Raw genomic sequence first — 26,993 nt, 5'->3', positions numbered from 1 at the left:
ATGCAGGCCCGGCGCGTCGATGGCCAGTACGTAACGGACGATCGCGAGCGCCGCAACGGCGAGGTCGGTCGCGGCGAGCTACGAGATCCTTGGATCTGTAGCGACGCAGTGCGATCGACGCCCCCCCAAGTACTCGTCGCTTCCTCACAAGATAACCTTGCGCCGACGGACATTTACGCCATCGATCCAAATGGAATCACGCAGGATCGGCTTCTAGGTACCGTCCGAATGGGAAACGAAGTTCGGCCTAGTCTATTCGATATCGCTATTGATCGTGAAGGCGAGCTATGGGGAATCTCCAGTGATCGGCTGTATCAGGTCGACCTCGGCACGCTTGTCGCAAGCGACCGCGGATCACTGAATCTGTCACTTCGTGTCGCGAATGCGCTTGCTGTTTCACCGACCGGAAGAATGATACTGGCGACCCTCGATGGTACCATCCGAGAGGTCAATACCAGCAACGCCTCGACCCGACAACTTGGTTCGCTCGGCAGCGGGTTTGGCTCAGACGGCGATATCGGATTCTCTGCGGATGGACGATTCTACGTCAGTTCGACCTCGGTGACATCGTCGGTCTTGTTCGTGCTGGAGCTTGAGCCGTTTTCCGCTCGACGCATCGATCCGGGTCACTCAAGTGGATTCTCGAGGGTCTTCGGACTCGCTTCTGCAGACGGCGTCATGTACGGTTTCACCACGAACCCGATGAATCCAGCTGCGGGGCAAGTAATACGCTTGAGTACGTCCACTGGTGAAGGGATACTCGTTCGCAATCTCGGTTTTCCCGTAGTTGGTGCTACCGAGGCACGCTTCGTTCGATGACCCTGTCCGGTACACGACTACTGTATGGGTGGATGATAATCCTTGCGAATCTCTGGGACAGCACACTCGGGTATGCGACATGGATAAGCGCATCCCGATAGACCTATGTTGCGCCATTACCACGCGTGCACAAAGGCTGTCGCGTGATTCACGGATTTCTCACCAGGCGAAATCCGATTTCGCTATCTCCAAAAACGAGCGACGCGAAGTCACGGAAAGCCGAGCTCGCATAATTCAACCTCCATGAGCCTCCTCGAGTGACACGGAACAGTGTCCCACTCTCCGGGCCGGTGGGGTTCGTTTGGCTCGACGCTTGGTAACGAGGCTCCCACTCGTCACTTACCCATTCAGAGACGTTGCCGTACATGTCAAAGAGTCCCCATCCGTTCGGGAGCTTCTGGGCGGCTGCATGCGTCCGCCGTTCCGAGTTCGACTGAATCCAACCGAGCGGTTCGACATCGTCTAAATTGTTGTACAGGTCACCCGTGGTTCCCGCGCGCGCTGCGTACTCCCATTCAGCCTCGGTAGGTAGTCGATACCCTTTGCCAGGATCTTGTTGATTGAGTCGGTTGAAGAATTGTTGCACGTTGGTACCGGACACTTGCTCGACAGGGCAAGTATTCCCGCAGGCTGTGAAGGAGCTCGGCGAATTCCCCATGACGGCGCGCCATTGCCCCTGGGTCACTTCGGTGCGTTGAATCCTGAAAGCCGACAGGGTCACCGCGTGGATTGCCGGCCAGTCGGCAGATCCCATCTGGAAGGTGCCGCCGGCGAGTGATGAAAACTGCTCATCGCCAAACCCGACGCCGAGGGCAGCGCTACTACCGCTCGAGATTACCAAGCGAAAGCCGTTGCTAAACGGACCGCTCGACGGCGGCGACGGCTGACGCCGCGCCGAACGAACATCACCTGCGTCGCTAAAGAACCACCCGCCGCGCAGAATGCGGAAGAACCCTGAGGTTGGGCCCGTCGGATTGACCACCGCGTTTGACGGATAAATACCATGGAAATCCTGTACCCATTCTGCCAAATTCCCGTGCATGTCGTATAAGCCCCAATCATTGGGGCGCTTTTGTGCGACGCCGTGAATCAGGAGCCCTGCATTGAGGTTGTACCATCCCATTTGGTCTATGTTGCCGGTGCCTCCAAAATCGCCGGTAGTGCCGGCGCGTGCGGCGTACTCCCACTCTGCTTCAGTTGGAAGCCGAAATGTTTTTCCCGGATTCAGTTGATTTAATCTGGCGATGAACTGCACCACGGCATCGAATGATCGACCGTCTGCGGGGCAGTTACCGTCACAGGTGTCGGCGGCGAAAATGCCATTACCCATCACCGATCGCCACTGGGCTTGCGTGACCTCCGTCTTTTGCATTCGAAATGCCGATAATGTTACGGTATGAATCGGCTGCTCATCGTAGTCACCGTTAGCCGAGCCCATTCGAAATGAACCGGCGGGGATCGTGGCAAACTGCTCATCGCCGAAGCCGATCCCTAGCCCAGAGTTTCCGGTTCCGCTCGTCACCGTGAACATTGGACTTGTTGCTCCCGCGATTCCACTGCTGGCTGCGGTGAGTGTATACGAGCCCGCCGTGCTCACGGAGAGGTTGTCAAATGTGGCCACGCCGTTCACCGCCTGACGAGCGATCGTTCCGCCGAGAGCTCCGGGGCTGGGCAGCATGGCAATCGTAATTGTATTCGTCGCACCAGCGACCGTCGCACCAGTGGCGCTTTGAATAGCGACTTGAACAGAGGGAACGAGCACAGATCCAGTCGTCGAAGGCGACGGAGGTGCAACGAAGGCAAGCTTGGCGGCGACGGCGGGCGGGTCGACCGTCACGGCGCTGCTCCCGGCATTCGGCAAACCGCCAGCTGCGGCGACAAGCGAGTATGTTCCAACGGCATCTATGCTTAGACCGTCGAACGACGCGACGCCGTTAACGGCGGATTTGGTGCTGACACCTATCAATCGCGCCCCTGTCGTGTTCGGACTCAGTGTGAGCGCGACTGCGGTAGTCGCCGTGCCTACCACGCCGCCTGCTAGGCTGGAAATCACGACGCGAATAGTTGGCAGCGCCGCGCCAACACTGGTACGCGCGGGAGGTTGGACTGAGAACGAGAGGCTTGCAGGCGTCCGACTGACCCAATCATTCAACGACGCCGCAATCTGATTTACTGCCGTTGGATCCGAGTATATCGAAAGATGCGACGACGGAGTTGTCGCTTGGTTCGTCAGGGCTGGGGGTATCGAACTTGTCAGAGGCACGATGCCGTCGTTGGGCGTCCTGCCGTTCAGGTCAAGTACGCACGAGGAGAGCCGCAGCAACCCCTGTTCCGTTGAAGTGCCACTTCCCAAGCTACTCGTGCCTCCGATCGCGAAAACCCGAGAAGCAATCTCCGAAAGACGGTTGTTGAACTGACCAACTACGGCGCTTGAGGGTGCTAAATCCTGGAAGCCTTGCGACCAGCCTGCAATCCACGGCCAGAGCTTCGCTTCAGTCCAGCCGGCGGCCACGCCTAAGTAGAAGCTGTTCGAGCTAAGCGCGACGCATGTTCCGGTGAAAAGACCCTGACTTTGAGCGAGGGGCGATCCGAGGAATGGCGTTCCGAGTGTTATCATTCTCGCGACTGAGGAGGCGGTGCCGGCGTTCAACAAATGCACTCCTCCCACCATTCCTCCCATGGAGTGGGCGATCACCACGACGGGTTTGGCGTTAAATCTTTGACTGATCATGGTGCCCAACATTGCTGCTGAGTTCGTCATCGGGAGATAGGTGGGATAGCGGAAAATCCACGGTTCAAAGACGGCAGACAGGATCGCATCGTCGCGGATGCGACTCAGCAGCGGCGTCCACATTTCACCCGCATTGTCAGGGTACCAAGAATCAAACTGGGAAAGCACCTGTTTCCCGACTTGCAGACCGTGGATAAACACAAGCGGGATCTTCGTTCCCGCATACGTGATAGTCTTCCCGGCGGTTCCTGCTCGATAGAGCGCGTATCCGCGACCCTCGGGTGTTGGATCCGGCACAACTGACAGGACTATCGATGAGAGCCTCGCCGCGAGCGCGGCGTTTTCGGGAATGATACGGAGTGTTGACTGCACTTCCGACGCAATCCGGCCGGAGGCGTCAACGGTTGAGACCACCGCGTCTGACAATCCTATGACCGTCTGGGCGGCAGAAGTGACCGCGTCGGTCGCGACGACCTTTATGGCCGCTCCCGCCGCAATGACGCCCGGTATGACCACTTTCACCGCGATCGATCCGGGGACCAATGACGCGTTCGTCTCACGGATATGTGCGCTACTCAATAGCGGCGGGTAGGTCATAGACAAGCGCAGCATCGGACTTGTCGTACCGGATTCTGACACCGTCATTTCCTCAACACGGACGCGCGTGCCGACCGGAAATGTATTTGGAGAGACAGAAACGCTGCTGCCTCCTCCGACTACGAGGCGTATCGTATCACTTGTCGTCGTGACGGCGCTTACTGTGTCTGGACGCACTACAAATACCCACGCGCCGCCGCTGACTCCACCTGCGCGCGCTGTGATGCGAGACCTTCCTGGGGTGACTGCCGTCACCGTTCCTGATGCACCTACGGAGGCGACCGAGGGCGCCTCGGATGTCCAGTCGACCGCAGAGCCGATCAGTGCACCGGCGCTTGTTCTCGCCTCCGCAGTCAGCGCGCCCGATTGCCCAGGTCGGAGTTGCAGAGTCTCCGGACGGACGGCCACTGTGGCGACCGTCTGACTTCCGTTGGGTGTTGTGACCGGCGATGTAGCACGGTCCCCTCCTCCACCGCACGACTCGGTAATGGCGACAACGATCGCGAAACACGCAAGGTGTGCGACGCGCTTTGCAATCTGCGGCATTTGAACGTGACTCCGAGGATGCTGCTACACCAAACGCCAACTCGAAGTCCTTATCTAGAAGTCCGGCGTCTACGGCGCGTCTACGCACCCGTGCCGGTGAACTCCAAGGAGGTGCCGCCGCTTCTCGTGTGTGACGGCCGCTCTCGGCTCGGTCGCAGCTCACACGATCTGCGGGAATTTGGGTGTACTTGCACACCAATGAGCGCAGCGAACAGGGAGCGTTTCGAAATGAACCCGTCAAGAGCAACTCTGGGTTAGGCTGCCTCGCGGCGCCGGACGGCCGCACGACCGACAACCGCCTAGCGCAGAGACCGAGCGAGGAACGCGACTACGACCTCGACATTCGCCGGCGTGCTGAACGACGGGCCTCCATGCCCGTCCACGGGAAAGAGCGTCCAGCTCGACCGCGTGGTGTCGCCCGACAGCGCGCGCAGTCCGTCACGCAGGCGCACGCTCTGACGCGTCGGCACGGTACAATCCGCGCCACCATGCTGCAACAGGAAGGGCGGGTCGTCGATGGTCAGCCACGTCACCGGACTCGCATCGCGGGCCACGCTTGGCACGCTGGACGGCCGCGCGCCAAGAAACAGACCCTCCGGGGAGGTTGGACTGTCATGCCCGGTGCCGCCAAACAACGGACAGCCCTGCGCGCCGTTATCGCTATCCATCGCCAGTATATCTGTTGGCGCGAACCAGCTGACGACGCCTTGCACCCGGGCCGACTGGGTACTGTTCCCGAGCGCGGGGTCATCAAACATCGTGATGTCACCGGTCACACCCACCAGCGCGGCCAGGTGCGCCCCTGCAGAGCTCCCCCAAAGCGCCACCCGGTCGGGCAGCAACGCGTACCGCTCCGCGTTCGCTCGCAGATGACGAATCGCGGCCTTCACATCCTGAACCGCTGCCGGGTACCACGCGACCCCGCTGAGCCGATAGTTGAGTGAGGCGAGCGCAAACCCGCGAGTGGTCAGCTGTCGCTGGACCGAGAGCGCGCCGAGGCCTTTGTCCCCTTGCGCCCGACCGCCTCCGTGGATCCAGATCACCAGCGGAAAGGGGCCAACCCCCGTGGGCGGAAGATACAAATCGAGCTTCTGCGCGGGATGTACCGCCGCATAGGCGACGTCCAATCGCTGCCGCACGAGGACGGTCGAGATGGGTCCGCGCGACGAATCGGTGGAAGCCGCACCACAGCCCAGCGCCAGTGCGCCCTCCAATACCGTGAGTACGGCGCGCCACGGTCGACCGACAATCCGGCGTTCTAGCATGGGCATCACTTTACGTGGAGGCGGTCGAACGCGACGCGGGTCTGCTGCACGGCTACCGGACCGGAGCCATGCGTACGGTTCGCTCCACCGAGAAGCGACTCCAAGTCGGCCACGTCCGCGACGCGCCCAATGAATCGCATGTAGGACAGCAAGTGCGCGAACGGTTGAATCTGCGGTCTCTTTCGTCCCTCGTCGAGAGCGGTCATGGCTCGGTACCAGCCCGTTGACACACAGTCCAATTACTATCCGATCGACATCGCTGCTCAGCTGCGTTCGGGCACCTTCGAGCATGTGCTGCACCACCTGCTCGACGAGGCGCGTCGATCTGACGCCGTTCGACGTGCAGTATCGGAACGGTAAGACCGGGACACCAGCCTGCTCGACCGGCATTCTGCTGCGTGTTGCTGTTCGCGTATTCGCGCCACAGCGTCAGTAGCCGGGCCATCGCGCGGGCGTACGAGGGACTGTCACTCCGCGCAAACGACGTGGCCCGCCGCGAGCGACTCGTGCGTAGCGCCGCCGAACTCAGGACGTGACTCACACCGCTTCCCGACGCTCGGCGCGACACGAAGGCCGCCCTACGTCAGAGCCATCGCACGGACACTGAAAGTGCGAAGATGGCAGCACGGTGCCGCCAACGCTGCAGCGATGTAGGGTCGAACCGCACCGATGCGGGTCACCTCGGCGATCATGACGAGTCCGCGTGTGCGCGCCGCGTAATGAGGGCGAGGTAGTTGTCGTACGGCTCTGCCGTCCAGCCGTTGATGCCGCGTTTCGGCAGCCACCACCCGTACGTACACAACGCCCACGCCCAAGAGCGCCAACACGCCGTACGCCCACGATCGCCCTTCGTACACCTCAAGCAACACGAACACGGCCAGCAAGAGCACCTGCTTCACAGCGCGACGCCCGCGTGGCCTGTGCTGTTCGAACTTGCCGAACAGTACCCCGCCGATCGCGAAGATCGCCATGATGAGCGCCACCATGAACCACGGCGTATCGGTGCGCCACATTCTCCCCTCCGGCGTGGATGTAGACGTACGCGGGCAGATAGCCTACCTAACGCTCGCGTTCTCGTGCGGGGCCCTTCACGAAGTTGCGGACAGTAAGCGCAGCTGAGCGCGCTCGACGAGCATGACGGTTGCATGCGCGACTCAACGCTGGCTCTTGCAGCGGGAGACCCAACACTCCGCGAGCGAAGCGAGCCTCCGAATCTCCCGTCTGCAGCAAGCATCGGCAGGCCAGCTACGTCCACTTGAGCGTACCGTCGGCGATCGGAAGCGTACGAATGCGCTTCCCCGTCGCCGCAAAGATCGCGTTGCATACGGCGGGCGCGGCAGGCGGAAGTGCCGGTTCACCCAGTCCCGTGGGCGGCGCTGACGACGTGATGAAATGCACATCGACGACCGGCGGCGCATGGTTCATACGCAGCATCGGATACTTGTTGAAATTCGTCTGCGCCGCCGCGCCGCGCTCGATCGTGACTTTCTGGAACCATGCGGCACTGATGCCATCGAGCATCGAGCCCTGCACCTGCGCCTCGGCGCCGCTCAAGTTCACGATGGTGCCCGCATCAACGGCGGCGGTGAGCTTCTTGATCGTGAGTGCGCCCGTCTGACTCACGGCGACATCGGCGACGATCGCGACGTACGCGTTGTTGGCGAAACAGATGGCGAATCCCTGCCCCTCGCCGCGCGGACGCTTCTGTCCCCAGTTCGCCTTCTCGGTGGCGAGTTTCAGCACCGCCATCATCTTGGTCGCATCGAACCGCGGCGATGCGGGTACCGTGGCCAGCATGTCGAGCGTAAACGCGAGTGGTTCCTTCCCCGCGGCGTGCGCGAGTTCGTCCATGAAACTCTGCGTCGCCCACACGTTGCCGTTGTCGCCAGGCGCACGCCAATAGCCGGTGGGAACGCCCCCGCGCAGTTTGCCGGAACGTACCTGCGACCCTGGAATCGCCGTAAACGGAAAACCCTCGGCGGTCATGTCCCCCGGACCACCCTGCATCTTCACAAACGCGTCGTGGAGCGCGACCACGGTACCTGTGCCATCGAGTGCAGCCGAGAAGAAGTGCCATCCGTTCGAGCGATAATTGTCGTGCGCAAAATCCTGCTCGCGCGTCCAGGTCAGTTTGATCGGCGTCCCGGCGAACCTCTGGGCAATGGCCGCCGCTTCGATGGAGAATTCGTTGCTGCCGCGTCGGCCAAATCCGCCACCCAATCGCGTGATGTGCACTTTCACATTCTTCGCCGAAAGCCCCAGCCCCTTCATCACCAGACCCTGTCCCGATGACGGAATCTGCGTGGGCGTCCACATCTCCATCACGCCATCCTTGAACCACGCGGTGCAATTCTGCGGCTCGAGCGTGGCATGGGCCAGAAACGGATAGTGATACACCGCGTCAACGGCCCGTGCGCCAGACGGCAGCGATGTCGGCGCGTTGGCCTTCGCCAGCGCCACGGCTTGTTCGGCCATCTCACTGCTACTCTGCGACACGTGCGGCCCTTCGTTCCACTGCACCTTGAGCGCTTTCGTAGCGCTGAACGCGTTCCACGTGGAATCCGCAACCACCGCTACACCCGACGGTAGGCCCGCGATTCCACTGAGTATGAAGGCATCGCGGACGCCGGGCTTGGCCTTCACCACATCGAGGTTTGCACTCCCCACCTCACCACCGAACACCGGACACTTGGTGTACGTCGCGTACAGCATGCCCGGCAGCGTGACGTCGATGCCAAAGAGCGGCGCGCCCTTGACGATCTTGCGATTGTCTACGCCCGCGATGCGGGTGCCAAGCAATTTGAACGTGCTCGGATCTTTGAGCGTCACGTTCGCGGGAGCCGCCAACTGCGCGGCCTTGGTCGCGAGCGCACCATACGTCGCCGTTCGGTTCGAGGCCGCGTGCGTCACGACACCGTCTGCGGTGGTGCATTCGCTTGCCTTCACGTTCCATTCCAGCGCCGCGGCCTCCACGAGCGCTGCACGGGCGGCCGCGCCGGCGCGTCGCATGGCGACGAAGTTCGCCACTGTCGATCCACTCCCGACGCTGAATTGCCGACCATATGCCGGATTCAGGTCACCCTGCACGACGGTCACCTGCTCCCACTTCACATCGAGTTCTTCGGCGATGATCATCGGCAACGACGTTTTGATGCCTTGACCCATCTCCGAATTCGGCGCGATGAGGGTGACCACGCCGCTCGGGGCGATACTGACAAAGACGTTCGGAGCAAAGTCTGCGACGGGCGCGAGACCGGTCGTCGGCGCCGCGTCGGCGACAGCGAGATGCTCTGCCGTGTCGAAGCCGCTCGCGACCAACAACCCACCGCCGGCCAGCGCAGTGATCTTGATGAACTGGCGTCGATCGAGCCTCGATGCACCGGCATTCGAGTCGTGAGTCATGTGCGCTGCCCGTTGGCTGGAGTGGCGGTCGCGGCCAACTCGGCGGCGCGCTTGATGCCGGCGCGAATCCGTGTGTATGACGCGCAGCGACACACATTTCTCGCCATCGCCGTGTCGATATCGGCGTCGGTGGGACGCGGATTGGCCTTCAGTAGCGCGGCGGCCGCCAGGATCTGTCCGCCTTGACAGTACCCACACTGCGGGACATCGAGTTCGCACCAGGCATCTTGCAAGGCGCGCGCCTGCGGCGTGTCGATGCCTTCAATGGTGGTAACGGTGGCCGTGCCGACTGTCGATACCGGCGTGCGGCAGGATCGCGTGGAAACGCCGCTCAGGTGCACCGTACAAGCACCGCATTGGGCGATGCCACAGCCGAACTTGGTGCCGGTCAGGTTGAGTGAATCGCGCAACACCCACAACAAGGGCGTGTCGGATTCGACCTCCACGGTCCGGGACGCGCCGTTCACGTTGAGTGTGTACTTACCCATATAACGCTCCGCGAAATCGTGACGAGTGTTGCGCTGGCGCTTCCCTGAACGAGCGACTGACCGCGAGCACGCAAAAACACATACTGAGGCAATGTCATCAGACATGGCTGCACTGTCCAGCGCTCCCTGCTGCTGTAAACGTGGCGTCAGCGTATAGAGCACTCCGCATGGGTGGCGTTGTCAGCGGCAAGACACGGTGAGTCAGTAGAAGGACGCGCTCTACGAGCACCTCGCACTCGCTCGGTTAACCGCGCTCGTGTGCACCCCGGATCGGGACGCCGTCGCCGACGCTCGAGGCTCGCGTTCTGTGTCCGGCCATCGCGCGGGCGAACCGCTCCACAGTCCCCGGAATCAACGGCCGGTACGCGATACGCAGGAGCCAGCCCGGCACCCCGCGCCCCCGTTCCTCGAGCGCGACCCGCGCGCGCGGATGATCCATGAAGCGGAACCCCGACACGGGATAGCCCGCGTCCGGATTCCGGAATTCGATTCGGGCCAGATGCTTGACCGACTTGTAGCCATAGTGCTGAGGCGCGATCAGGCGCAGCGGCGCGCCATGATCGATACCAAGCGGTTGCCCGTCGAGCTGGTCGACGAGCAGCACATCCGCCGCGAGAAGATCGGCCAACAGCAGCGCCGTGCGCGCGCCATCGTGGCCTCGCAGGGCGACGAGCGTCGCCGAAGGGCGAGGGCACGCTCGCGGGATCACGACCGCTTCATAGAAATCGCTGAAGCGAACGCCGCCCCAGCGAACCGCGCGCCGACTCCAAGTCGTGACGCAATGAAAATCACTTTCGTGCTCCACGCGTGGCAGGCCCGTCAGTGCATTCGCGAGGTGCACCTCATGCGTCACCTCGCCCGACACGTGCAACGCGGCGCGCGTAAGATCTTCTGGGAAACGGCTGGCAAAGCGACTGAGCCCGAAGCGAGGAAACGACGACATCTCGCGTTGCCCGGGCGGAAGGGGATGGTTCATGGTAATCGAGGCTGACGCGTATTCATCGTGCTGCTAATTCTGCGACTGTCCTGATCAGGGCGCCAGCGCGGTGCGACCCTCGTCGGCCAACCGTCGGCACTCGGCCACCATCCGGTCTTCGTAGGATTGACGGCACCTCTCGGCATGCCTGATGCTCCGACGGGTGAAAGGGATCGAATCACTGCCGCGCTGAGCGCCGCGAGAAGGGAGCAACCCGTGAAGGCCCTTTTGAACACAACCCAAGGCTAGGCATCAAGCCCGCGCACGGAAGGTGGCCCGGCATTCCCAGCGTGCTCATGGTTCCAGAGCGCGTATAGCAGCAACACCGCACCAACCGAGATCCCGGCATCGGCCACATTGAACACGAAGAATCGCGTCGCGCCGACCCCCAGATCGAGAAAGTCGACCACCCCGCGATTGGAGCGCAGTCGATCGATCAGATTGCCGACGGCACCACCCGTCACCAAGGCCAAGCCAACGATGGCCATCCGTCCGGCACGCGCCGCCGGACGGTACCACCACGTGAGCGCAATCAACATGGCGACCGCAAACGCGATCAAAAGCCAACGCTGATACGGGCCAAAGTGCGTCGAGAATGCCGCGCCTTGATTGTACGCCAGCGTCACCCGGACCAGAATGAGACGCAACGGAGGCGCGCAGCAAGCGATGAACCTGCCTTACACCAGAATCGCTCGCCAGTTGCAACGCGAGATTCTACCGTTCATCAGATTGCGCACATGGCCCGCAGGCACCCCGTGAGCGCCTCGCGCGCCCACGCGGAACACCACGGTTGATCACCAAGTTCCGGCACCGCCCACTGCGGAATCATTCGCACGCTCCGGAACCTGGTCCAACATGCTGAAGTGACACACCGTGTGGACGGGTTCGTTCGACACAGCAAAGGTACCGCCGGCGGAAGCCGCCGCAACGCGCTCGTCGAGAGGCCCGGTCTCGTCAGCGATACCGCGGCGGGTGCACGCGATCGATGAACAACACGCCATCGTACTCGTCGCGGGGCACGAACTGCTCCGGCTGCGTGCCCCACGACAGTCCCGTGATACGATTCCACATCCACTCGGTGCCGCGCTCGCGACGTGCGCGTGAAAAATCAACGTACGCGTAGCGCGACGGCGCCTGATGCAAGATCGATTCGAAGCTACCGATTCGTGAACGGGCGATCGGATACGGCCGACGATCGTTCATCGCGGCATTCCCCCGGTACATGAACAACCCGATCGTGTATAGCTCGCGGCGATGACGCTCGGCGACCCACGTGCCCATGGTGCGCGTCGACAGCATTGACGAGTCGGTGGCCGTCGCGCGCGTGTTCTCGCGATGCTGAATATGGAAGTTGTGCGCCCACACGATGACCTTTTTGCCCGGATACAGCTCATCGAGCAGAAAGTCGAGATTGTTGGCCATGCCGAGGTCCCGGATCTCGGTGCCGTCCCGATTGAGTCCCGCCGCGAGCTGGCGCACAAAGTACGTCATCGAGATCGCCGCCTGCCGCCCGACCATCGCCGCGTTGGGGTCATCGCGGTGGGCAGCCTCGATCGCGCGCCGATGCGTGGCGATGAACGCGCCGAGTGAATCGTAGAAAGCGACCAATCGGTCCTTGTTAGCGGACACGTACTCCGGGCGCCGATTGGCGAGGAAGACCGAGTCCGTTGCATACACGTGTCTGGCGTACGCCGTGTCGATGGTCGATATCAGCGAACGCAGAAACCCAGGGCGCGCATTCGCCGTGAGCGAACTGGTCTGCTCGTCAAATCCGGCCAGGATCAGCGGACGATTCGTGCGCTGCGTCTCCTTGATGTACTCGAATAGCGGTACCACTTCTTCCGTGTGCCAGACGCCGAAGATGCAGGCGCGCATCAGCTCGAACGCCGACAGCGACGCTACGTTCTTCCGCGCTCGATCACACTCGAACGTCGAGCTTTCAAACGCCATCACGTCGAAGCCCATCTCTTCGTGCAGGTACTTGATGAGACGTACCTTGGCCAGGTTGAACTCAGCGACGCCGTGTCCACTTTCGCCCAGTTGCACAATGCGCTTGCCGTTGAGCAGCGGCTTGAAGAACTGCAAGTCCGAGAAGTCGGTAGCGCCCAGAGACCGGATGGGACGAGCGTTGGCCCGCATCCAGGTCGCGTACGCCGAGTCTTCGGGAACCACCACACTGTCGCGCGGCACCGCCAACTCGACATCCGTCAGCAGCCGCGACATGTCTTCGGCTGGGCGGGGTGGAGGTGTGTACGACATCACCGTCCGCGGCATGGGCTCGCCGAACACTTCGACAGTGATCGAGTCGAACCACGCGGTGCCGTCGCCCGGATGGAGCAGCCCCAGGTAGATCGCCCCCGCGCCCGAGTCGACCGGCAGTTCGATCACGTGACGCGTCCACGGTGTCGTGCCACGGGCGCCGCGCGTCCCCATGTTGTCGAAGGCGATTGACGGAGCGCCATTCGGTCCGTCCACTCGCATCCAGAATCCGGCATATCCGGTCGCGATGCCTTCGGTGCGAATGTAGCCGCTGAGGCGCAGCTTTCGTCCGGCAGCGAGCGCCACGGGAAAGGGCTGATTCGCCACGGCAAACTTGCGCGAGACCTCGGTGTACGCTGCGGGTCCGATCCATCGCGTGCGCATGCTGAATCGCCCCGCCAGTGGCGACGTGGAGTCGGCAACGAGTTCGAACCCGTCGCCCCCCATGCCCCATCCACTTGGCCTGCCCCCGGTGTTCTGGGTCTCGAAGCCGAGGTTGACGAGTTGCTGCGCACTGGCAGCGGACGCGCCGACGACGGAGAACACCGCCGCGAGGACACATCGAGAGAAGCGCATTCGTATCATCTCCAGGCCACAATGTGAATACTGCCGCGTCCTCCGAAATCCTCGGAGGAAGTGTACCACAAGCATGCCGTCCCGGTTCCGCTCGACGACGAGCAGGCGCCGAACTCCGGCGTCAGTCGCCGGCGCGCGTCAGATCGGTGAGCGGGATGCCAACGGCGTACCCGTCAACAAGCAATCTCAGAGACATTCCGTAGCGACCTTGAACGGTGTGGTTGTGCGACGGCGGTGCACCACCCGCCATCGCCGCAGCGCGGCCATGGTCACGAATCCAAGCAGCCACGGCACCAGCGCCGATCGCGCGGCACGCTCGATCGACAAGAAATCGACGACGCCGGTTTGCCAGAGTGTCCATTCGCCGCCGATCGCAGTGGCCAACGTGGGGTTCCCCGTGACCAGCACGATCACCGCGTCCCCGTTGTCGGGGTTGATCCGCATGGCGCTGTTGATGGCCGGCGCGTTGCTCCCATCGTGACCGTACACGTACGCGCCACTCGCCGTTGGCGCAAAGAGCGCCACGCCGAGCCCCCAGATGTCGAGGCCGAACTGGCGGCCATGCGGCTGTCGCATGCGTTCCAGTGTAGCGCTTCGCAGCGGCACGTTCGCGCGCCGATTGGCCTGCACATTGGCCTGCGCAAACGCGATAAGGTCACGCGCCGATGCCGACAGTCCGGTGGCGCCGGCCGCCGCATAGCGATAGGTCGGCACGAGTGCCCCACGCGCGTCGAACGACCGGGACACGTTGTCCAGCGAGCCGAGGTAGGCGTAGGTCGCGCGGTGCATGCCGATCGGGCGGAAGACCGAGTCCTGCATCCACGTCACGAAGGGCATGCCAGTGACGTCCTCCAGCAATGCTTGAAGTATCAAATAGCCGCCGCCCGAGTACTGAAACCCGCCGCCCGGACGGCGGCCCACGACGATGGCGACAGCGGAGTCGGCAGAGGCTCGCGGATGGCGCAGCGTCTCCGACATCGGGGGTAAGGATTCAGTCGGCTGGTAGTCGCCAAACCCTAGGCCATCCGTGAGGCCGGCGGTGTGCGACAACAGTCGACGGCTCGTGACCTGTTGCGCGTCGAAGGGGCCCGCCGGCAGCTGCCACTGCGTGAGATAGGTCGCTACGGGTGCATCCAAGTCGACGCGGCCCGCTTGCACCAGTTGCAGCACGGCGTAAGCAGTGAACCACTTGCTCATCGACGCTAATGGAAAGCGGGTGTCCCGATCCACGGGATCGATCGAAGGCGTGTACAACTCCGCATACACGTCGCCGTGGCGGAGCAAGACAAGCGCGATATTACCCTTGCTCTCCGCCGCGGCTCGCGCCGTTACCGCCTGCATGAACGCCTGCGCGTCGCCGCGGGGCGCGATCGGCCGGAGCCACCAACCCGCAATGGCGCCGTATCCGGCGACACCGGTCCACACTAGCATCGCTACCGCCGCCACCAAGAATCGCTTCATCGTGTGCCAGAGGGGTGCATTGTGTGCCAAGACGTCCCGATGTCAGGCCTACGTCGGCACCGTGTTCGGCGTTTCTGTGGCGTGGCGACCCGGGGGCCGCGTCTCGATCCTTCACCGACCGGGGAAGGCACCGATCAAGCGGAGCACGTCCGTCGTGAAGTACGGTCAAAGCGTGAGGGACAAACAAAACCTCCTACCAAACGCCTGGCACGAGGCGATGCGGCACGCGCGTCACGTATTCAGCGTAGCCGGGAAGCGCCCGGAGCAGGAAGCGCTCCTCGAGCTGCAGCCGGAGCACCATGAACAGCACCGGGACGACCGCCGCCAGCGCCGCCGCAGACGATTGCAACCACAGGCCGAGCCCGACCAGGATCAGTGGATCGGCCGCGTAGAACGGATGCCGAACCACGGCGTACACCCCAGCGTCCACGACCGCGTGCGCTCGTTCCGTCTGCAGTCGGACCACCGTAGTTGCGAACGCATTCGCTCGGAGCGCGACCTGCTTGAGGCCCCAGCCGAGCACGAAGAGCACCAAGCCGACACTGTTAAGCCAAGGCGCGGGGGGCGGGAGCACGTGCCACCGGTGCACATCGAGTCCCGCGAGAAGCGGCAGCCCGAGAAACCCCGTGGCCAACACCGCGAGCAGCAGCACGCGATCGGTTGTCGGCTGTTCGCCATGCAGCGGGAGTCGCGCGCGCTCGCGCAACAACGTGGGGCTGACACGGGCAATCATCGCCGCACCAGCGACGCGGACCACCATCAACACCCCGAGCAGCACCCAAGCGCGCCACCACGCGAGCGTGCCGGCCGACGCGAAAAGCATCAGCGCCACGAGTGTAGCGTCGGCCATCAGCCGGAGCGCAACGACGAGCACGCGCTATCCCTCCTCAGTCGGTGTGATGCAACGACGTGGGCGAGACCGCACGTGGGTAGCAGAGCGATCACGGCTTGCAACGTATCCGTCACGGCCTCGACAGATACAGCGTCTCGTGCGCGTAGTCCAGTTCGACGCGGAACCCTTTCAGGACGTTGCCCGCCAACGCGCCCACGATCGGCCCCCGCATCGGCAGCGTCGTGCCACGCGGCACGAGGATGCCCGGTGCGTTCGACTCCGAAGCCAGAAAGATTGCCATCAGGACATACGATGTCGGAACAACGAGGTACGTGGTGAGCCATGCCGCACTGCGTAGATCTATCGGCCCGCACGCGAAACAATTCGCCAGACGACCACCTGCTCGGCACCGGTATCATCGGCGACAACGCCCAGCAATCGATCTCCCTCACGATCAAGTAGCCTCGCGTGAGGCGGTAGGTCCACGACGAAACGCAGCGTTCCATCTCGGTGAAAGGCGGCCCACCGATCGGGTTCGCGCCACTTGACCGTCAGCGGCCCCTGATCTTTCGACAACTCTTCATCCGGAATTCGCTCGCCAACAGTGGACAACTGAACCCAGAGGTTGCCGCTGCCATCGGTGAGGATTCGATTCGCCGGTTGCTTACGGGTGGGCAGCGCGCGTTTTGCCTCGCCGAACAACTCGCGCATTCGATCTTCCACGACTTGCATGTCGGCACGTTCGGCGTCGCCGTATTCGGGCGGCAGCCCGGGCCACTCCATCACCAGCACAGAGTGATCCAGCGCATACCGCGTCACACGATTCGGACCGGGGACGGTTGTCAGCACCGAACCATCCCTCCCAACCGTGCGAATGCGACCCGGTGCGATACCGTCCGGTGTCGGTTCAGAAAGCATGTAGGTTGGTGGGTGTACCGTGTCGATGACGTTGCCCGCGTGATCGAAATGCAGCCAGCCAAATCGGCCAATGCGACTCGGCGTGTTGTCTTCGAACGAGACGGTGATGAACCAACCACCGGTAGTATCCGGCGTAACGACCCACCCACCCGCGACCTTCGGGGGTAAGGCAATGGTCGAGAGCACCGCCCCCGCGCCACTGAACAGCACAGCACGTGTGGTGGACATCTCTTTCACCAACATCGTGCTGTCCGCCAAGCGGAAGATCCGCAGTGGCGCTCGGTACTCGCCCGGGCCTTCGCCCTCGCGTCCCGCGGGCGTCGAGGTGCGGCCGAGTGAATCGACCACGTGAATGGTCGCACCATGCGGACCAGCGGCGTCGAAGATCCAGATCGTGCCGCTCGGCCCAAACGCGCCCGCGTCTACTCTACTGAAATCGAGCGTCGGCTCGGTGATGCGTAGCGACTCGGCCAAACGAATCGGGCCCTCGACCCCGTCTGCCGGTGACAACACGAATGTGGTGTCGCCGACGACGCGACGGCTCACGCGCTGCGGACTGGCGGCCTCGCGACACCCAGCAACGACTACCGCGAGCGTCGCGAGCAGGAGCAATCGGGCGCGTGTCGCCGGCTCCTGCCGTCGCGACCCGAGGGGTGCGCGCAACACAGCGGCTTGCTGAATCATGGAGCTCCGGTGCTCATAGATGGATCAGAACATACACGGCCAGCAGATCTTCATTCAGAAACTCGCGATTGCGCCGCTTCGTCACATTGTTCGGTCTGCCCACCCAATGGCATCGGCCCCTCGCACCTACACAGCCTGATTGGGCGAGACGGCAAGCGATCGCAGACACCCCAGGAACAGATCCCGCTGCTCGACGTGCAGGCTGCTGACGTGCACGATGAACGTATGCGCCTCGCTCAGGAACCCGTCGACGTGGGCGACCCACCGATCGGCTGCACGATTCTGCCCCAGCGTGCATAACATCACCATATCGAGCCCACGCAGTTTGAACACCGAATCGCGACCGTTTGTGATTCCGCCCATCGTGCGAAGCGAGTCACCCGACATGCACTGTACCATGGTGCCGTCGTCCCAGGCGAGCGCCGTCAAGCCATTGTCGAAGACGCTCACGGCATACGTACCGAGTGCCTCCGGTACGGGCAAAAGGAGCACGTGCGGGGACAGAACAACGGTGACGATGTCATGCTGCGTCACCACAAGCCCGCCGGAGAGCTCCTCGAGCGACTCAACGAACGCCCCAAAGCGCTCGCGGGTGATGCGGAGGACTCTGCTGTCGCCACTCTCGGAGTTCACGCTGGCCATATCCCAGGTGCAGCGCGCGTTCAGTGGGTCGGCTGACCGCCGCGGGTATCGACCATTCACTTCGATGTTGGATCGGGTGCGTCGGTGTTCCACATGTTCGCCTTGATCTTCCAATTTCCGTTGACCTGCGTCCATACGTTCAGATACTTGCCGCGCTCGGTCGCGTGCGCGGGGCCGTAGGTCACGACGTAGGTGCCAGCGTCCACCACGTACTCCGCATTTCCGTAGAAGTCCGTGGTCTGCTCGCGAAACTCCGTGACACCGGCCTTGAGGTACTCCACGGTGAAGGCGTGCAGGGCCGGGAGGCCGGACACCGCGTTGGCACCGGGCGGAAAGGACTTGGCGTCCGGAGCAAACATCGAGTCGATCGTCGCAAGGTCGCCCGCGACGTGCGCCGCAGTGAAGCGCGCGTTCTGCTGCGTGATGAGGCGCCGTGTTGCGTCCAGATCGAAGGGCAACTGGTCGGCACGGCTGGTCGCGGGCGTCGGACCACCGCACGCGCTCGCGAGGAGCGCTGCCAGCAGTGACCAACGGACGGGGGTGAATCGATTCATTGGGAGCTAGCCTCCAACGGGTTCGGTGCTGGCGGCAGCGGCGGTTGATCCGGTCGCCACCACGCATCGGGCGCCTCCGGTAGTGCCTGCTTCTCACCCACGTTCGCTGCATCCACCGCCGCGTGGATGAAATTCTCCGACGGAACAGGCGCGCCGGCCAGTCGCCGCAGCAGTGCCAACTGCCCTGCATGCGTCATGGCATCGGCCAGCGGACCATGCAGAAACTGCGCATCACTGATCGTCGCCTGCAGTGACGCGTCGGCGAAGTCATCGCGCAGCGCACCGAGCGTGACGTGAAATCGCGCGACCTCCTCAGCGAAGGTCGGCAAGCGCGGCGGAGCGAAGTCGCCGCCATGCAGCATGGTGCGCGCATAGCCGATCACACCGGTCATGTGCCAGAGCAGCTCGTGCGGTGTCCGCACGTGCGTGCCGGCGCGAAAGTCCGCGAAGTCGTGCGGTGCTTCGCGTAGCGCTTTTTGCGTGCGATAGGCGATGGCCGCGAGGAAGTGCTGCAAGAGTGAACGCGTGTCGTTCATCGAAGGGAGTCGTCGTTGTTACGTGTCGGGCTGCGCGCGCCGATAGTGCATCACCACTGCGCCGCAGCGCAGCGGCGTGGCCGTGACGAGGTCGAGGCGTCGCGTGCTGGGCAGTCCGCTCTGGTACAAGGTCGGGCCGTGCCCGGCGATCCGGGGGTGCACGAGGAACACGTACTCGTCGATCAGATCAAGCCGATCCAACTCGGTCGCGAGCGTACCGCTCCCGACAAGCACGCCGGCCGGAGTCGCGTCCTTGAGCTGCTGTACGCCCGCGCGCAGGTCGCCGGCGATGTGATGGCTGTTCGTCCACGGAAACTCCGTGCGTGTCTTCGACACGACGTACTTGGGCTTGGCCTCCAGTTGCACCGCCCACTCGCGGATCGCCGGCGGCGCCTCGACGTCGCCGCGCGCGACCGCCGGCCAGTAGCTCTCCATCATCTCATACGTGACGCGACCCCACAGCATCGCGCCGCTCGCGTTCATGAGATTGGTGAAGAACGCGTGCGTCTCGTCGTCGGCGATCCCCTCGCGGTGGTCGACACAACCGTCGAGGGAGAGGTTGAGGCTGAAGGTCAGGATTCCCATGGACGCGCTATGGTGTGGTGGTTTATCCCAGGCTGGCGAGCAGTTCGTCGAGTTGGTCGAACGCCTCAGGCATCGCACCAGACGATCCGGAGGAGGCGTCAAGCGCTTCCTTCGACGGGTAGAGATCGTGCACGACCACGACCGTCCGACCGTCGACTTCACTGAACGTCACCGTGGTCACGGTCACGCCGCCATCGCTTTCCTCGTTCGTCCACACGAGACGCGAGTGCGGTGTCACTTCGACGTACGTGCCGAAGAACGCCATGGTCGACTCTTCGTGTTGGAAGACCAAACGGTACTCACCGCCCACGCGCACGTCCATCTCGCATGACAGCAGATTGAGCCCGTACGAGCGTGGCACCCACCACTGTCGGAACAGATCGGCCTCGGTGAATGCCTTGAACACGAGACGAGCCGGACCGTTCACGGTGCGGGTGACGACGACGTCGCGGTCGGATGTCCGTTCTACCGTCGTCTCGCTCTTCACGGGTGCGACGCTACTTCCGGTGCTCTTGTCCATCGGCTCTCTCCTGTCGTTTCAAGGTTTCGACCACGTCGTCCAACGCGTCGAAGCGCGCACTCCACAACTGCCGGTAGCGTTCGATCCACTCGGCCTCGTCCTGCAGACCGCGACGCCCAAGCCGGCAGACGCGAACGCGTCCGACCTTCTCGGTGGCCACGAGCCCTGCCTGTTCCAGCACGTCGACATGCTTCTTCATGCCCGTGAGGGTCATGTCGAACCGCTCGGCCAGCGTCGTGATCGACGCGTCGGCCCGCCCGAGTTGCTCCAGCACGCCGCGCCGGGTGGCATCGGAGAGGGCGCCGAACGTGACGTCGTAGGTCGCTTGTGAATACTGAACCATGTGGTTCAGTATAGAAGCGAAGGCGGTTCTGTGCAAGGGTCACCTGGAAGCCGACAACTCCTGGTTTATCGGGCGAGACAGACCTGACCGGCCCACAGGTTCTGGATCGGAGCGTCCGCTCGTGCCGAGGCGAGTATGCCCGCGACGCCGCCGGCACTGAACTCGATGCCGAGTGAGGATCGTGCGACGCGGGCGACATACACGCTGTCCAGCGCCGCGCGCGTCGAGCCGAGCCCGATCCCACTCGGCGTGGTAAGCGTGGGTGCGGAGGAATCGGTAGGTGCGCGGCCGCCAAGGGACCACCCAATGAAACGCGCCGCAGCATCTGATGTGAACCAGAGTTGCAGACCGCTGGCGGGCCACGTCGCCACGGTAGCCCGGCACTCGAGATTCTCGGCGACCTCTGGCTGCATTCCGCCGCGCAGACGGCTTACCGTCGCTACGACCGCCGAGCGTGCGTCGCCGAATGCGATGAGGCGAGCCGAACCTGAGGGCTGCAGGAAAACGCGGAGGCCCTCACCGTCCAGCGCGAGGACGGCGCTGGAGTCCGAAGCTGGCGCTGCGGGTGTTGCGTCGGGCGTCAGGCGCGCCGCCGTGTCGACGGGCGCCGGCGTCCGCTCGGTACACGCCAACAGCGCGACCGACAGGATCAGAGAGGAAGAACGGCGGATTCCCCTACTCCTCGGCCGGTACCACGCCGTTGGCAAGATCCTCAGCGCGCTGCCGCGCCGCGTCCTCGCGTTGCTGGAGCTTCGCCGTCTTCTTCTGCTGGCGTTCCTGTTCCTTCTTTCGCTTCTCAAACTCGTAGTTCGGCTTCTTTGCCACGTGGTCGTTAAGTCAGGGGATGTGGAGCAGATCGGATCGCAACGTCGCGCTCTCGGAAAGATTGCCCTTACTCGCTTGCCTTACAACGCCGCGCCCAGACAAGGGGCCTTCTCGGGGAGTGCCGTTGCAACCGATACCACGAAGAATACCACCCCTCGCCTGCCGAGCAAGACGAGCAGAGGAGTGCCGCCATCAAGCGTTCCGTCTCTCGGCATGACGCCTCTCCCGCGCGCGCGTCGAATACCGTTCGATGAATCGCAGACACGCCCACGCTAGGACGGCGGGAAGGACAGTCACGATCATCACCATGGGATCCCGAAACGGCGCAAGCAAGAAGTCGCTGGCTTCCGCAGGGTCCAGAATGTTAATCCCAAAGTGGCGATAGCCGAGGACGCTGTGGAACATGCCGACCGCCACGAGGGCAAGATCGCTACTTACTCCACGGCGGTGTCACGCCGTTCATCCGGGCGTACGCAATGGCCTGACCGAGGTGTTCGTGCAAATGTGTCGTCGTGCCAATCCACGCCGTTTGCTGTGTCATCTTCTGTCCGAAGAAATCCATCGACATCGTTGCTTTCGCCGCCGTCGTGGATTTCATGCTGGCCTTGAGGTGCACGAAGCTGGCCTCCAGCTCCGCCGCAATCTGGGCGCGCGTGAGTTTACGCTTCTCGTACGCGTCGACGGTCTTGAAGTCCTTCGCATTGATGCCCGTCGCGGCCGGTGGCGTGCTGCCAAACATCGCCGGAATCAAGTAGTTGTCCGATGCGACATGCAAGAATACCTCGCCCACGGAACGCGCCGTCGTCGGACGCCAGGCATACTTGTCCTCGGGCATCGCCTTCGCCAGCGCGACCAGCTTTTGCTGTACGCCGTCAACGTCTTTCATGAGATCGGCCACAACGGGCGCCGCTTGCGCATCGGCCGTGGCCACGGAAGCAAAGGCGGGCGCGGCGAGCACCAGCACAGCGAACGTCAGTGAGGCGAGCGAGCGCGGCATTGGTCGGGGAGTTGGAGGGTAGAGGAAGGCATGCTGAATTCTATGAAAACGCTTGCAGAATCCGTGCTGCCGGAGCGCGAAGAGCCCAAACGACAATAAGCATTGCGGGTTCCGGTGTAGGCGCAATGCTGCCTGCTGCGGTAGACGCTCGCGCCACCGCGAGTGGGGGGTGCGCGCCGCCACTCAAGGCTACAGCGAACGTGCTGCGATCGCCACACCCGCGGCGGATCGCACATCGAACGGTGCACGGCAGAGCAACCTCGGCGCCAGATGCTCGTACGCATCAGCGGGTAATCACTGCCGTGGTTGACAGCAACAACGAGCTCCGGCCGCATAAGGCGCGCCGGCGCGCCGTCACTTACGATGACTGTCATCAGTGTCACCGGACTGCGTGTCACGTATCATCACTTCCGTTCACCCTGCCTGGAACTGTCGCGACGTCAAACACTCGAAGCGTGCCCTCGAGATCCGTGAAGTCCGCGATGATGTGCGATGCACCCTCGGCGCGCAAGCGATCGACCGACGGCCCAACGCCGACACCGACGAAGGACAGCTGCAACGTGCGCGCAGTATCGACGTCCCACACGCCGTCACCGACTGCGATCACGCGGTCAAACGCATGAACCCCAAATACGGCCTGCGCCCGCTCCATCGCACGTTGCACGATTGCCACGCGGGCAGGCCCGTCCTCCGACGTCGCAAGCGGAAGACCGACGATGCGCATTCCGGCCGCCGACAGTTTGTACTCAGCCGCGCGTCGCCACGCGCCGGTCGCCAACGCCACAGCCCAACCACGCGCCCGTAGCGTGTCGAGCAGCTCAACGGCACCGCGCATTGGGGCGATCGGGGCGGACGTCTGGTTGGCGATCTGCAGTAGCGCGACGAACCGCTCGATGGTGGCCTGGCGTTCGGCCGTGGTCGGCGAGCGCGCGAACGCGCGCCAATACGCCTCGGTCGCGATTCCATCGTCAGACACGTGCAGGTAGCTCGCCCAATCGGTGTCGAGCGTCGCAAGACTCAGCTCCTCTCGTAACGCGTGCTCATAGCACGCATCTTCCCCGGCCAGATTGCTGAGGAGCGTGCCGTCGACGTCGAATACTGCAAGATTCACTGCCGTACACCCGATCTGTGGACGAGTAGCGCTGCAACGCGCTCTTTGGTTGACCGAGGTATCTCAGAAAGGCCGTTGCCGACCGCTACATGGTTGAGCATCCCGCGAGTATCGTCACGCCGCCAACGGTAGATGACGCGTGCGTTGCTCACTCTCCGCTGGGTAGCTGTCGTGTGAGCCCGTCACGGACGGCGATCAAGCGGATTCATACAGCCACGCCAGGCAGCCACGTTCGGGGCCGCGCTGATGGAATCGACCTGCGCACCGGGCATTCGCGGGACACGCTCCGGTGCCATCCGGGCGACTGGCATTGGACATTCGAGGACCGACGGCGTGAGCGAATCCAAGCGCAGCACCGTTGGTACCGCCTGATTTGTCCGCGACGAGTCCTGCAACCAGCTGCGCAACGAGCCTATCCCGAAGGCGCGGGGAGATATCACCAGCGAATAACGACGCACTGACGACGGGATGACCAACGTCAACGCATTGTCGACAGTGGGTCGCGGCACCTCGGGCAGTGTGGCCTGCGCGCACAGCAATGTCGGCACGGAAGCGGCCAGCAGAAACGACGCGCACACAAACGTTCGGGACTGAAGCATTACTCCTCCATGTGAAATCCTGACTCTCCAACTCGGCGTTCGAAAATTCAAGCAGTGCCGTCTCGGTGTCCGTGAAGAACGTGACGTTAATGTAGACCTATCGACGGATCCGGCTATCCCCCTGCACGGCCACGGCGGTCGGGACGCCGGCTCCGAGCGGGTCAAACGACGAAAAAACACGCAGCTGGCCGTCTTCATTGAACCACACATCGATGTGCACGGACGGCACCGCCGTTAGGCTGGCTGCGCTTCGTCACCGGACAAACGGCGGGCCTGTTCATTCGGGACGTGGCGTTCGGGCGGAATTGCAGTGCACTCCCCAGGCGAGGAGGGATGGATCGTCATGAATGCGATGACTCTGCTACCCATCTCCACGGTTGTTCAGTGTTCCGCCTACGACGCGGCGATTGCTTCAATCTCCAGCATCCACGCTTCGTCGTAGATGCCCGTGATGATGATTGTCATCGCAGGAGGTACTTCATTCTTGCCAAGTACCTCCGCTCGTACTTCGTACGCCTCTTGGATGTACCGTCGCTCGGACAGGAAGATCGTCATCTTGACAAGGTTGTTCAACGTCATATCCGCTGCCAGAAGCTGACGTTCAACATTGGCCCACGCTAGCCGGCATTGTGCTTTGAAATCTTCGGGAACGGAACCGTCGCTGGCGGCCGGTACTTGACCACTAATGAAAAGCATGCGCGACGGATTCGATACCTCGTGGCCGTGAGCCCAGCCGGTCTTCGTAGGATTGATGGCACGTCTATTCATGCCTGACGCTCCGATGCGTTGAAGTGGTTTGAATCGCCGCGCAGCAACGAGGCACGAAGTGCCGGCTTCAGCTTCCAGTACCCAAACGTTGCCAGTCCCTCGGCCAGCCACACGAGATACGGGATGCCAACAAACGCACCAGCGAGCACGCGCTTGTGCACGATAAGCGGCTCCAGCACCATCCCGAAGAGCAGGGCCACCACACCGGGGACTACCACGAGAAATACGAAGAACACGAGTACGCGCCACCGATTTCTCACCGCTCGCCAAGCGGCAATCAGCGGTGGGAGCGTGGCAAGCCAGATCGCCGCATTCATGAGCCAGAAGGCTGCAGTGGATTGTCCGAACAGCTGCGTCACGATCCAGGACTCATCGTTGGCCCACCACAAGTTGGGCACGATGCGCAACAGCGGCACCGCCGCGAGGATGACGGAAAAGCCGAACAGCTGCTGACCGGCGTCCGAGCCGCGCACCTTTGTCAGGCCGTACCACATGGGGATGTAGTTGAAGAGTACAGGCCCCGCGAGCGTGGCAAGCCATGCCGTCTGCGGATGGAGCGTTTCACACCCCGGCGCGAGCACGAACGAGTTAAAGGTCTTGTAGCCCCACTCTCCGCAAATCAGGAACCCCGCAAAATGATGCGCGAACTCGTGTCCGATACCAAGCAGCGTACCGAGGCAAAAAAAGGCGAGCAGGTATCGCCAAGAGAAGGGGACCTTCACGGTGTCGCACGCACGCGGCCTTGCCTCCAACTGCGCTGAAGATGATGTCTTACAGGCGACCGAATGAGATCGAATCGAGCTGCGCGGTTCGAGGTAGCACGTGGCACGCCGTTACGGCTTCTGGTGTTGTGCCAGCCAGGCCACGGCGGCGCGCGCTATCCACTCGTGACCGCCGTCAAAGATCGTGATGCGCGAGCTCCTCGCCTGCCGGCGCAGGAAGATGCGGCGACCAAGCAGTGGGTCGGCCGCGGTGTCGCTGGGTGCCGGTCGCGTGAGACCTGGTCCTGAACCCAAGAGCAGCGCAATCTCGTCGTCACGAACAGCGTCAGGAGCAAGGGCCTGCATCGCCCGCAGCGAGTGCCGAATCGAGACGACCGTGTCGGATCGCCCAGCTGCCAGATCGAGCGGCACCTTCAACTGTGGGCTGATGTAGCGAAGCGGCGACCGAGCAGCCATCTCATTTGCGATGGTGCGATTTCCATCGGGTGTGCCACCGAAGCACGAGCGGATCATTCGCCCGAAGTTGTCTTCGCGGTGCGCGGAATACCAATCGCCAAGATCGCTGATACCAACCCACGCGCTGGCGGCGGCCCACAGCTCCGGGCGCCGCGCCGCCATCAACATGGTCATGAATCCGCCGCCAGACAGGCCAAGCACATAAATCCGCCGGTCATCGACGGGATAGCGACGGCGAACCCAAGCGACTGCGTCGAGGATATCCTGCTGTGCGAGCGGCGACCCGCACGCCTCGGGATGGTCGTTTCGACCCCGAAAGTTTGGCGCCAAGAGCAGCCATCCTCGAGCCGCAGCCTCGGCCTCCAGTTCGGGTTGCCGCTGGTCCAAGTCGAAGCTCCACGTGTGCAGCACCACGACGAGCGGTGCCCGCTCCGGAGCGGAACGAGGCTCCGGCACCGTGATGTAGGACGGTTGCATGCTGCCATCCGCCGAGCTGAGAATCTCGACACGATGCCTTCCGGGATTCATGGGTGCTACCGCTTGTGCACACAACTCGAAGCTGGAGACAAGCCCGATGCCACCGATCCACACCAGCCGGGAAAACGTCATGTCGATCCTGTGTGGGGAGTGCGGCCGAAGGCTCGCGTTCTGCGGCAAACGCTCAACGATGCAAGCGGGGCGTTCGCACCGACCCTTGACGCTATCGCGAACGCCCCGCGCTCGCCACACGGAATTCCGACGTTGGCCCGCAGCAACGTAAGGTCAGCGAGCACCCAGGGCA

At 62.9% G+C, this 26,993-nt stretch carries 28 protein-coding genes; 2 read left to right on the top strand and 26 right to left on the bottom strand.

What is annotated here, in order from left to right:
- Positions 1-819 carry a hypothetical protein gene (locus RMP10_RS14920; protein WP_310570997.1) on the top strand — a complete coding sequence of 273 codons (819 nt, stop codon included), beginning with the start codon at positions 1-3 and terminating at the stop codon, positions 817-819.
- Between the two features lie 148 nt (positions 820-967).
- Here the strand turns inward: RMP10_RS14920 and RMP10_RS14915 are convergent, their stop codons facing one another.
- Both RMP10_RS14915 and RMP10_RS14910 read right to left on the bottom strand, forming a co-directional pair.
- The gene (locus RMP10_RS14915) at positions 968-4,162 is read right to left on the bottom strand and encodes an SUMF1/EgtB/PvdO family nonheme iron enzyme (RefSeq protein ID WP_310570996.1); all 3,195 of its coding nucleotides are present in this window, start codon (positions 4,160-4,162) and stop codon (positions 968-970) included.
- Positions 4,163-4,992: 830 nt separating this feature from the next.
- Positions 4,993-5,958 carry an alpha/beta hydrolase gene (locus RMP10_RS14910; RefSeq protein ID WP_310570995.1) on the bottom strand — a complete coding sequence of 322 codons (966 nt, stop codon included), beginning with the start codon at positions 5,956-5,958 and terminating at the stop codon, positions 4,993-4,995.
- 204 nt (positions 5,959-6,162) lie between these two features.
- Between RMP10_RS14910 and RMP10_RS14905 the strand changes: the two genes are divergently transcribed.
- Positions 6,163-6,318 carry a hypothetical protein gene (locus RMP10_RS14905; RefSeq protein ID WP_310570994.1) on the top strand — a complete coding sequence of 52 codons (156 nt, stop codon included), beginning with the start codon at positions 6,163-6,165 and terminating at the stop codon, positions 6,316-6,318.
- 218 nt (positions 6,319-6,536) lie between these two features.
- Here RMP10_RS14905 and RMP10_RS14900 read toward each other — a convergent pair whose 3' ends face one another.
- From RMP10_RS14900 to RMP10_RS14785, 24 genes are all read right to left on the bottom strand, one after another.
- Positions 6,537-6,971 carry a hypothetical protein gene (locus RMP10_RS14900; protein WP_310570993.1) on the bottom strand — a complete coding sequence of 145 codons (435 nt, stop codon included), beginning with the start codon at positions 6,969-6,971 and terminating at the stop codon, positions 6,537-6,539.
- Between the two features lie 232 nt (positions 6,972-7,203).
- Entirely contained in the window at positions 7,204-9,360 is a 2,157-nt protein-coding gene (locus RMP10_RS14895) for a molybdopterin cofactor-binding domain-containing protein (RefSeq protein WP_310570992.1), read from the bottom strand.
- A complete protein-coding gene (locus RMP10_RS14890; protein ID WP_310570991.1) occupies positions 9,357-9,848 on the bottom strand; it encodes a 2Fe-2S iron-sulfur cluster-binding protein in 492 nt (163 codons plus the stop codon). The genes RMP10_RS14895 and RMP10_RS14890 overlap by 4 nt, the downstream gene beginning before the upstream one ends.
- 244 nt (positions 9,849-10,092) lie before the next feature.
- Entirely contained in the window at positions 10,093-10,824 is a 732-nt protein-coding gene (locus RMP10_RS14885) for a molybdopterin-dependent oxidoreductase (RefSeq protein ID WP_310570990.1), read from the bottom strand.
- Between the two features lie 245 nt (positions 10,825-11,069).
- Positions 11,070-11,471, bottom strand: coding sequence for a signal peptidase II (lspA, locus tag RMP10_RS14880; RefSeq protein WP_310570989.1), 402 nt, complete (start codon positions 11,469-11,471; stop codon positions 11,070-11,072).
- 307 nt (positions 11,472-11,778) lie between these two features.
- The gene (locus tag RMP10_RS14875) at positions 11,779-13,659 is read right to left on the bottom strand and encodes an erythromycin esterase family protein (protein WP_310570988.1); all 1,881 of its coding nucleotides are present in this window, start codon (positions 13,657-13,659) and stop codon (positions 11,779-11,781) included.
- Between the two features lie 186 nt (positions 13,660-13,845).
- Positions 13,846-15,120 (bottom strand): serine hydrolase domain-containing protein, encoded by a 1,275-nt coding sequence (locus RMP10_RS14870; protein ID WP_310570987.1) that lies wholly within the window; start codon positions 15,118-15,120, stop codon positions 13,846-13,848.
- Between the two features lie 193 nt (positions 15,121-15,313).
- Positions 15,314-15,994, bottom strand: a complete 681-nt coding sequence (locus tag RMP10_RS14865; RefSeq protein WP_310570986.1) for an isoprenylcysteine carboxylmethyltransferase family protein — start codon at positions 15,992-15,994, stop codon at positions 15,314-15,316.
- An 88-nt stretch (positions 15,995-16,082) separates the two neighbouring features.
- A complete protein-coding gene (locus tag RMP10_RS14860; protein ID WP_309672895.1) occupies positions 16,083-16,253 on the bottom strand; it encodes a hypothetical protein in 171 nt (56 codons plus the stop codon).
- Positions 16,254-16,312: 59 nt separating this feature from the next.
- Positions 16,313-17,554, bottom strand: a complete 1,242-nt coding sequence (locus RMP10_RS14855; RefSeq protein ID WP_310570985.1) for a hypothetical protein — start codon at positions 17,552-17,554, stop codon at positions 16,313-16,315.
- Between the two features lie 126 nt (positions 17,555-17,680).
- The gene (locus RMP10_RS14850; protein WP_310570984.1) at positions 17,681-18,187 is read right to left on the bottom strand and encodes a hypothetical protein; all 507 of its coding nucleotides are present in this window, start codon (positions 18,185-18,187) and stop codon (positions 17,681-17,683) included.
- A gap of 65 nt (positions 18,188-18,252) precedes the next feature.
- The gene (locus tag RMP10_RS14845) at positions 18,253-18,750 is read right to left on the bottom strand and encodes a nuclear transport factor 2 family protein (protein WP_310570983.1); all 498 of its coding nucleotides are present in this window, start codon (positions 18,748-18,750) and stop codon (positions 18,253-18,255) included.
- Positions 18,747-19,286, bottom strand: a complete 540-nt coding sequence (locus tag RMP10_RS14840; protein WP_310570982.1) for a hypothetical protein — start codon at positions 19,284-19,286, stop codon at positions 18,747-18,749. Before RMP10_RS14840 ends, RMP10_RS14845 begins: the two co-directional genes overlap by 4 nt.
- A gap of 18 nt (positions 19,287-19,304) precedes the next feature.
- Entirely contained in the window at positions 19,305-19,871 is a 567-nt protein-coding gene (locus RMP10_RS14835; protein ID WP_310570981.1) for a dihydrofolate reductase family protein, read from the bottom strand.
- 22 nt (positions 19,872-19,893) lie between these two features.
- Complete coding sequence (locus tag RMP10_RS14830) at positions 19,894-20,391, bottom strand: SRPBCC family protein (RefSeq protein WP_310570980.1); 498 nt, start codon at positions 20,389-20,391, stop codon at positions 19,894-19,896.
- Complete coding sequence (locus RMP10_RS14825) at positions 20,369-20,734, bottom strand: metalloregulator ArsR/SmtB family transcription factor (protein ID WP_310570979.1); 366 nt, start codon at positions 20,732-20,734, stop codon at positions 20,369-20,371. Before RMP10_RS14825 ends, RMP10_RS14830 begins: the two co-directional genes overlap by 23 nt.
- A gap of 65 nt (positions 20,735-20,799) precedes the next feature.
- Positions 20,800-21,147: a hypothetical protein gene (locus tag RMP10_RS14820; protein ID WP_310570978.1), complete on the bottom strand. Its 348-nt coding sequence runs from the start codon at positions 21,145-21,147 to the stop codon at positions 20,800-20,802.
- Between the two features lie 262 nt (positions 21,148-21,409).
- Entirely contained in the window at positions 21,410-21,559 is a 150-nt protein-coding gene (locus tag RMP10_RS14815; RefSeq protein ID WP_309673555.1) for a hypothetical protein, read from the bottom strand.
- A gap of 430 nt (positions 21,560-21,989) precedes the next feature.
- Positions 21,990-22,556 carry a DinB family protein gene (locus tag RMP10_RS14810; protein WP_309673556.1) on the bottom strand — a complete coding sequence of 189 codons (567 nt, stop codon included), beginning with the start codon at positions 22,554-22,556 and terminating at the stop codon, positions 21,990-21,992.
- Between the two features lie 394 nt (positions 22,557-22,950).
- Complete coding sequence (locus RMP10_RS14805; protein ID WP_310570977.1) at positions 22,951-23,667, bottom strand: HAD family hydrolase; 717 nt, start codon at positions 23,665-23,667, stop codon at positions 22,951-22,953.
- Between the two features lie 182 nt (positions 23,668-23,849).
- Positions 23,850-24,266: a hypothetical protein gene (locus RMP10_RS14800; protein WP_310570976.1), complete on the bottom strand. Its 417-nt coding sequence runs from the start codon at positions 24,264-24,266 to the stop codon at positions 23,850-23,852.
- 393 nt (positions 24,267-24,659) lie between these two features.
- Positions 24,660-25,034 carry a RidA family protein gene (locus RMP10_RS14795; RefSeq protein ID WP_310570975.1) on the bottom strand — a complete coding sequence of 125 codons (375 nt, stop codon included), beginning with the start codon at positions 25,032-25,034 and terminating at the stop codon, positions 24,660-24,662.
- Positions 25,031-25,756, bottom strand: coding sequence for a hypothetical protein (locus RMP10_RS14790; RefSeq protein ID WP_310570974.1), 726 nt, complete (start codon positions 25,754-25,756; stop codon positions 25,031-25,033). Before RMP10_RS14790 ends, RMP10_RS14795 begins: the two co-directional genes overlap by 4 nt.
- Positions 25,757-25,867: 111 nt before the next feature.
- Positions 25,868-26,821, bottom strand: coding sequence for a prolyl oligopeptidase family serine peptidase (locus tag RMP10_RS14785; RefSeq protein ID WP_310570973.1), 954 nt, complete (start codon positions 26,819-26,821; stop codon positions 25,868-25,870).
- Positions 26,822-26,993: the final 172 nt, after the last annotated feature.

It is taken from the genome of Gemmatimonas sp. (assembly GCF_031426495.1).
GTDB lineage: Bacteria > Gemmatimonadota > Gemmatimonadetes > Gemmatimonadales > Gemmatimonadaceae > Gemmatimonas.
The sequence above is the reverse complement of the archived record's forward strand: the minus strand, read 5'-3'. Positions and strand labels throughout refer to the sequence as shown.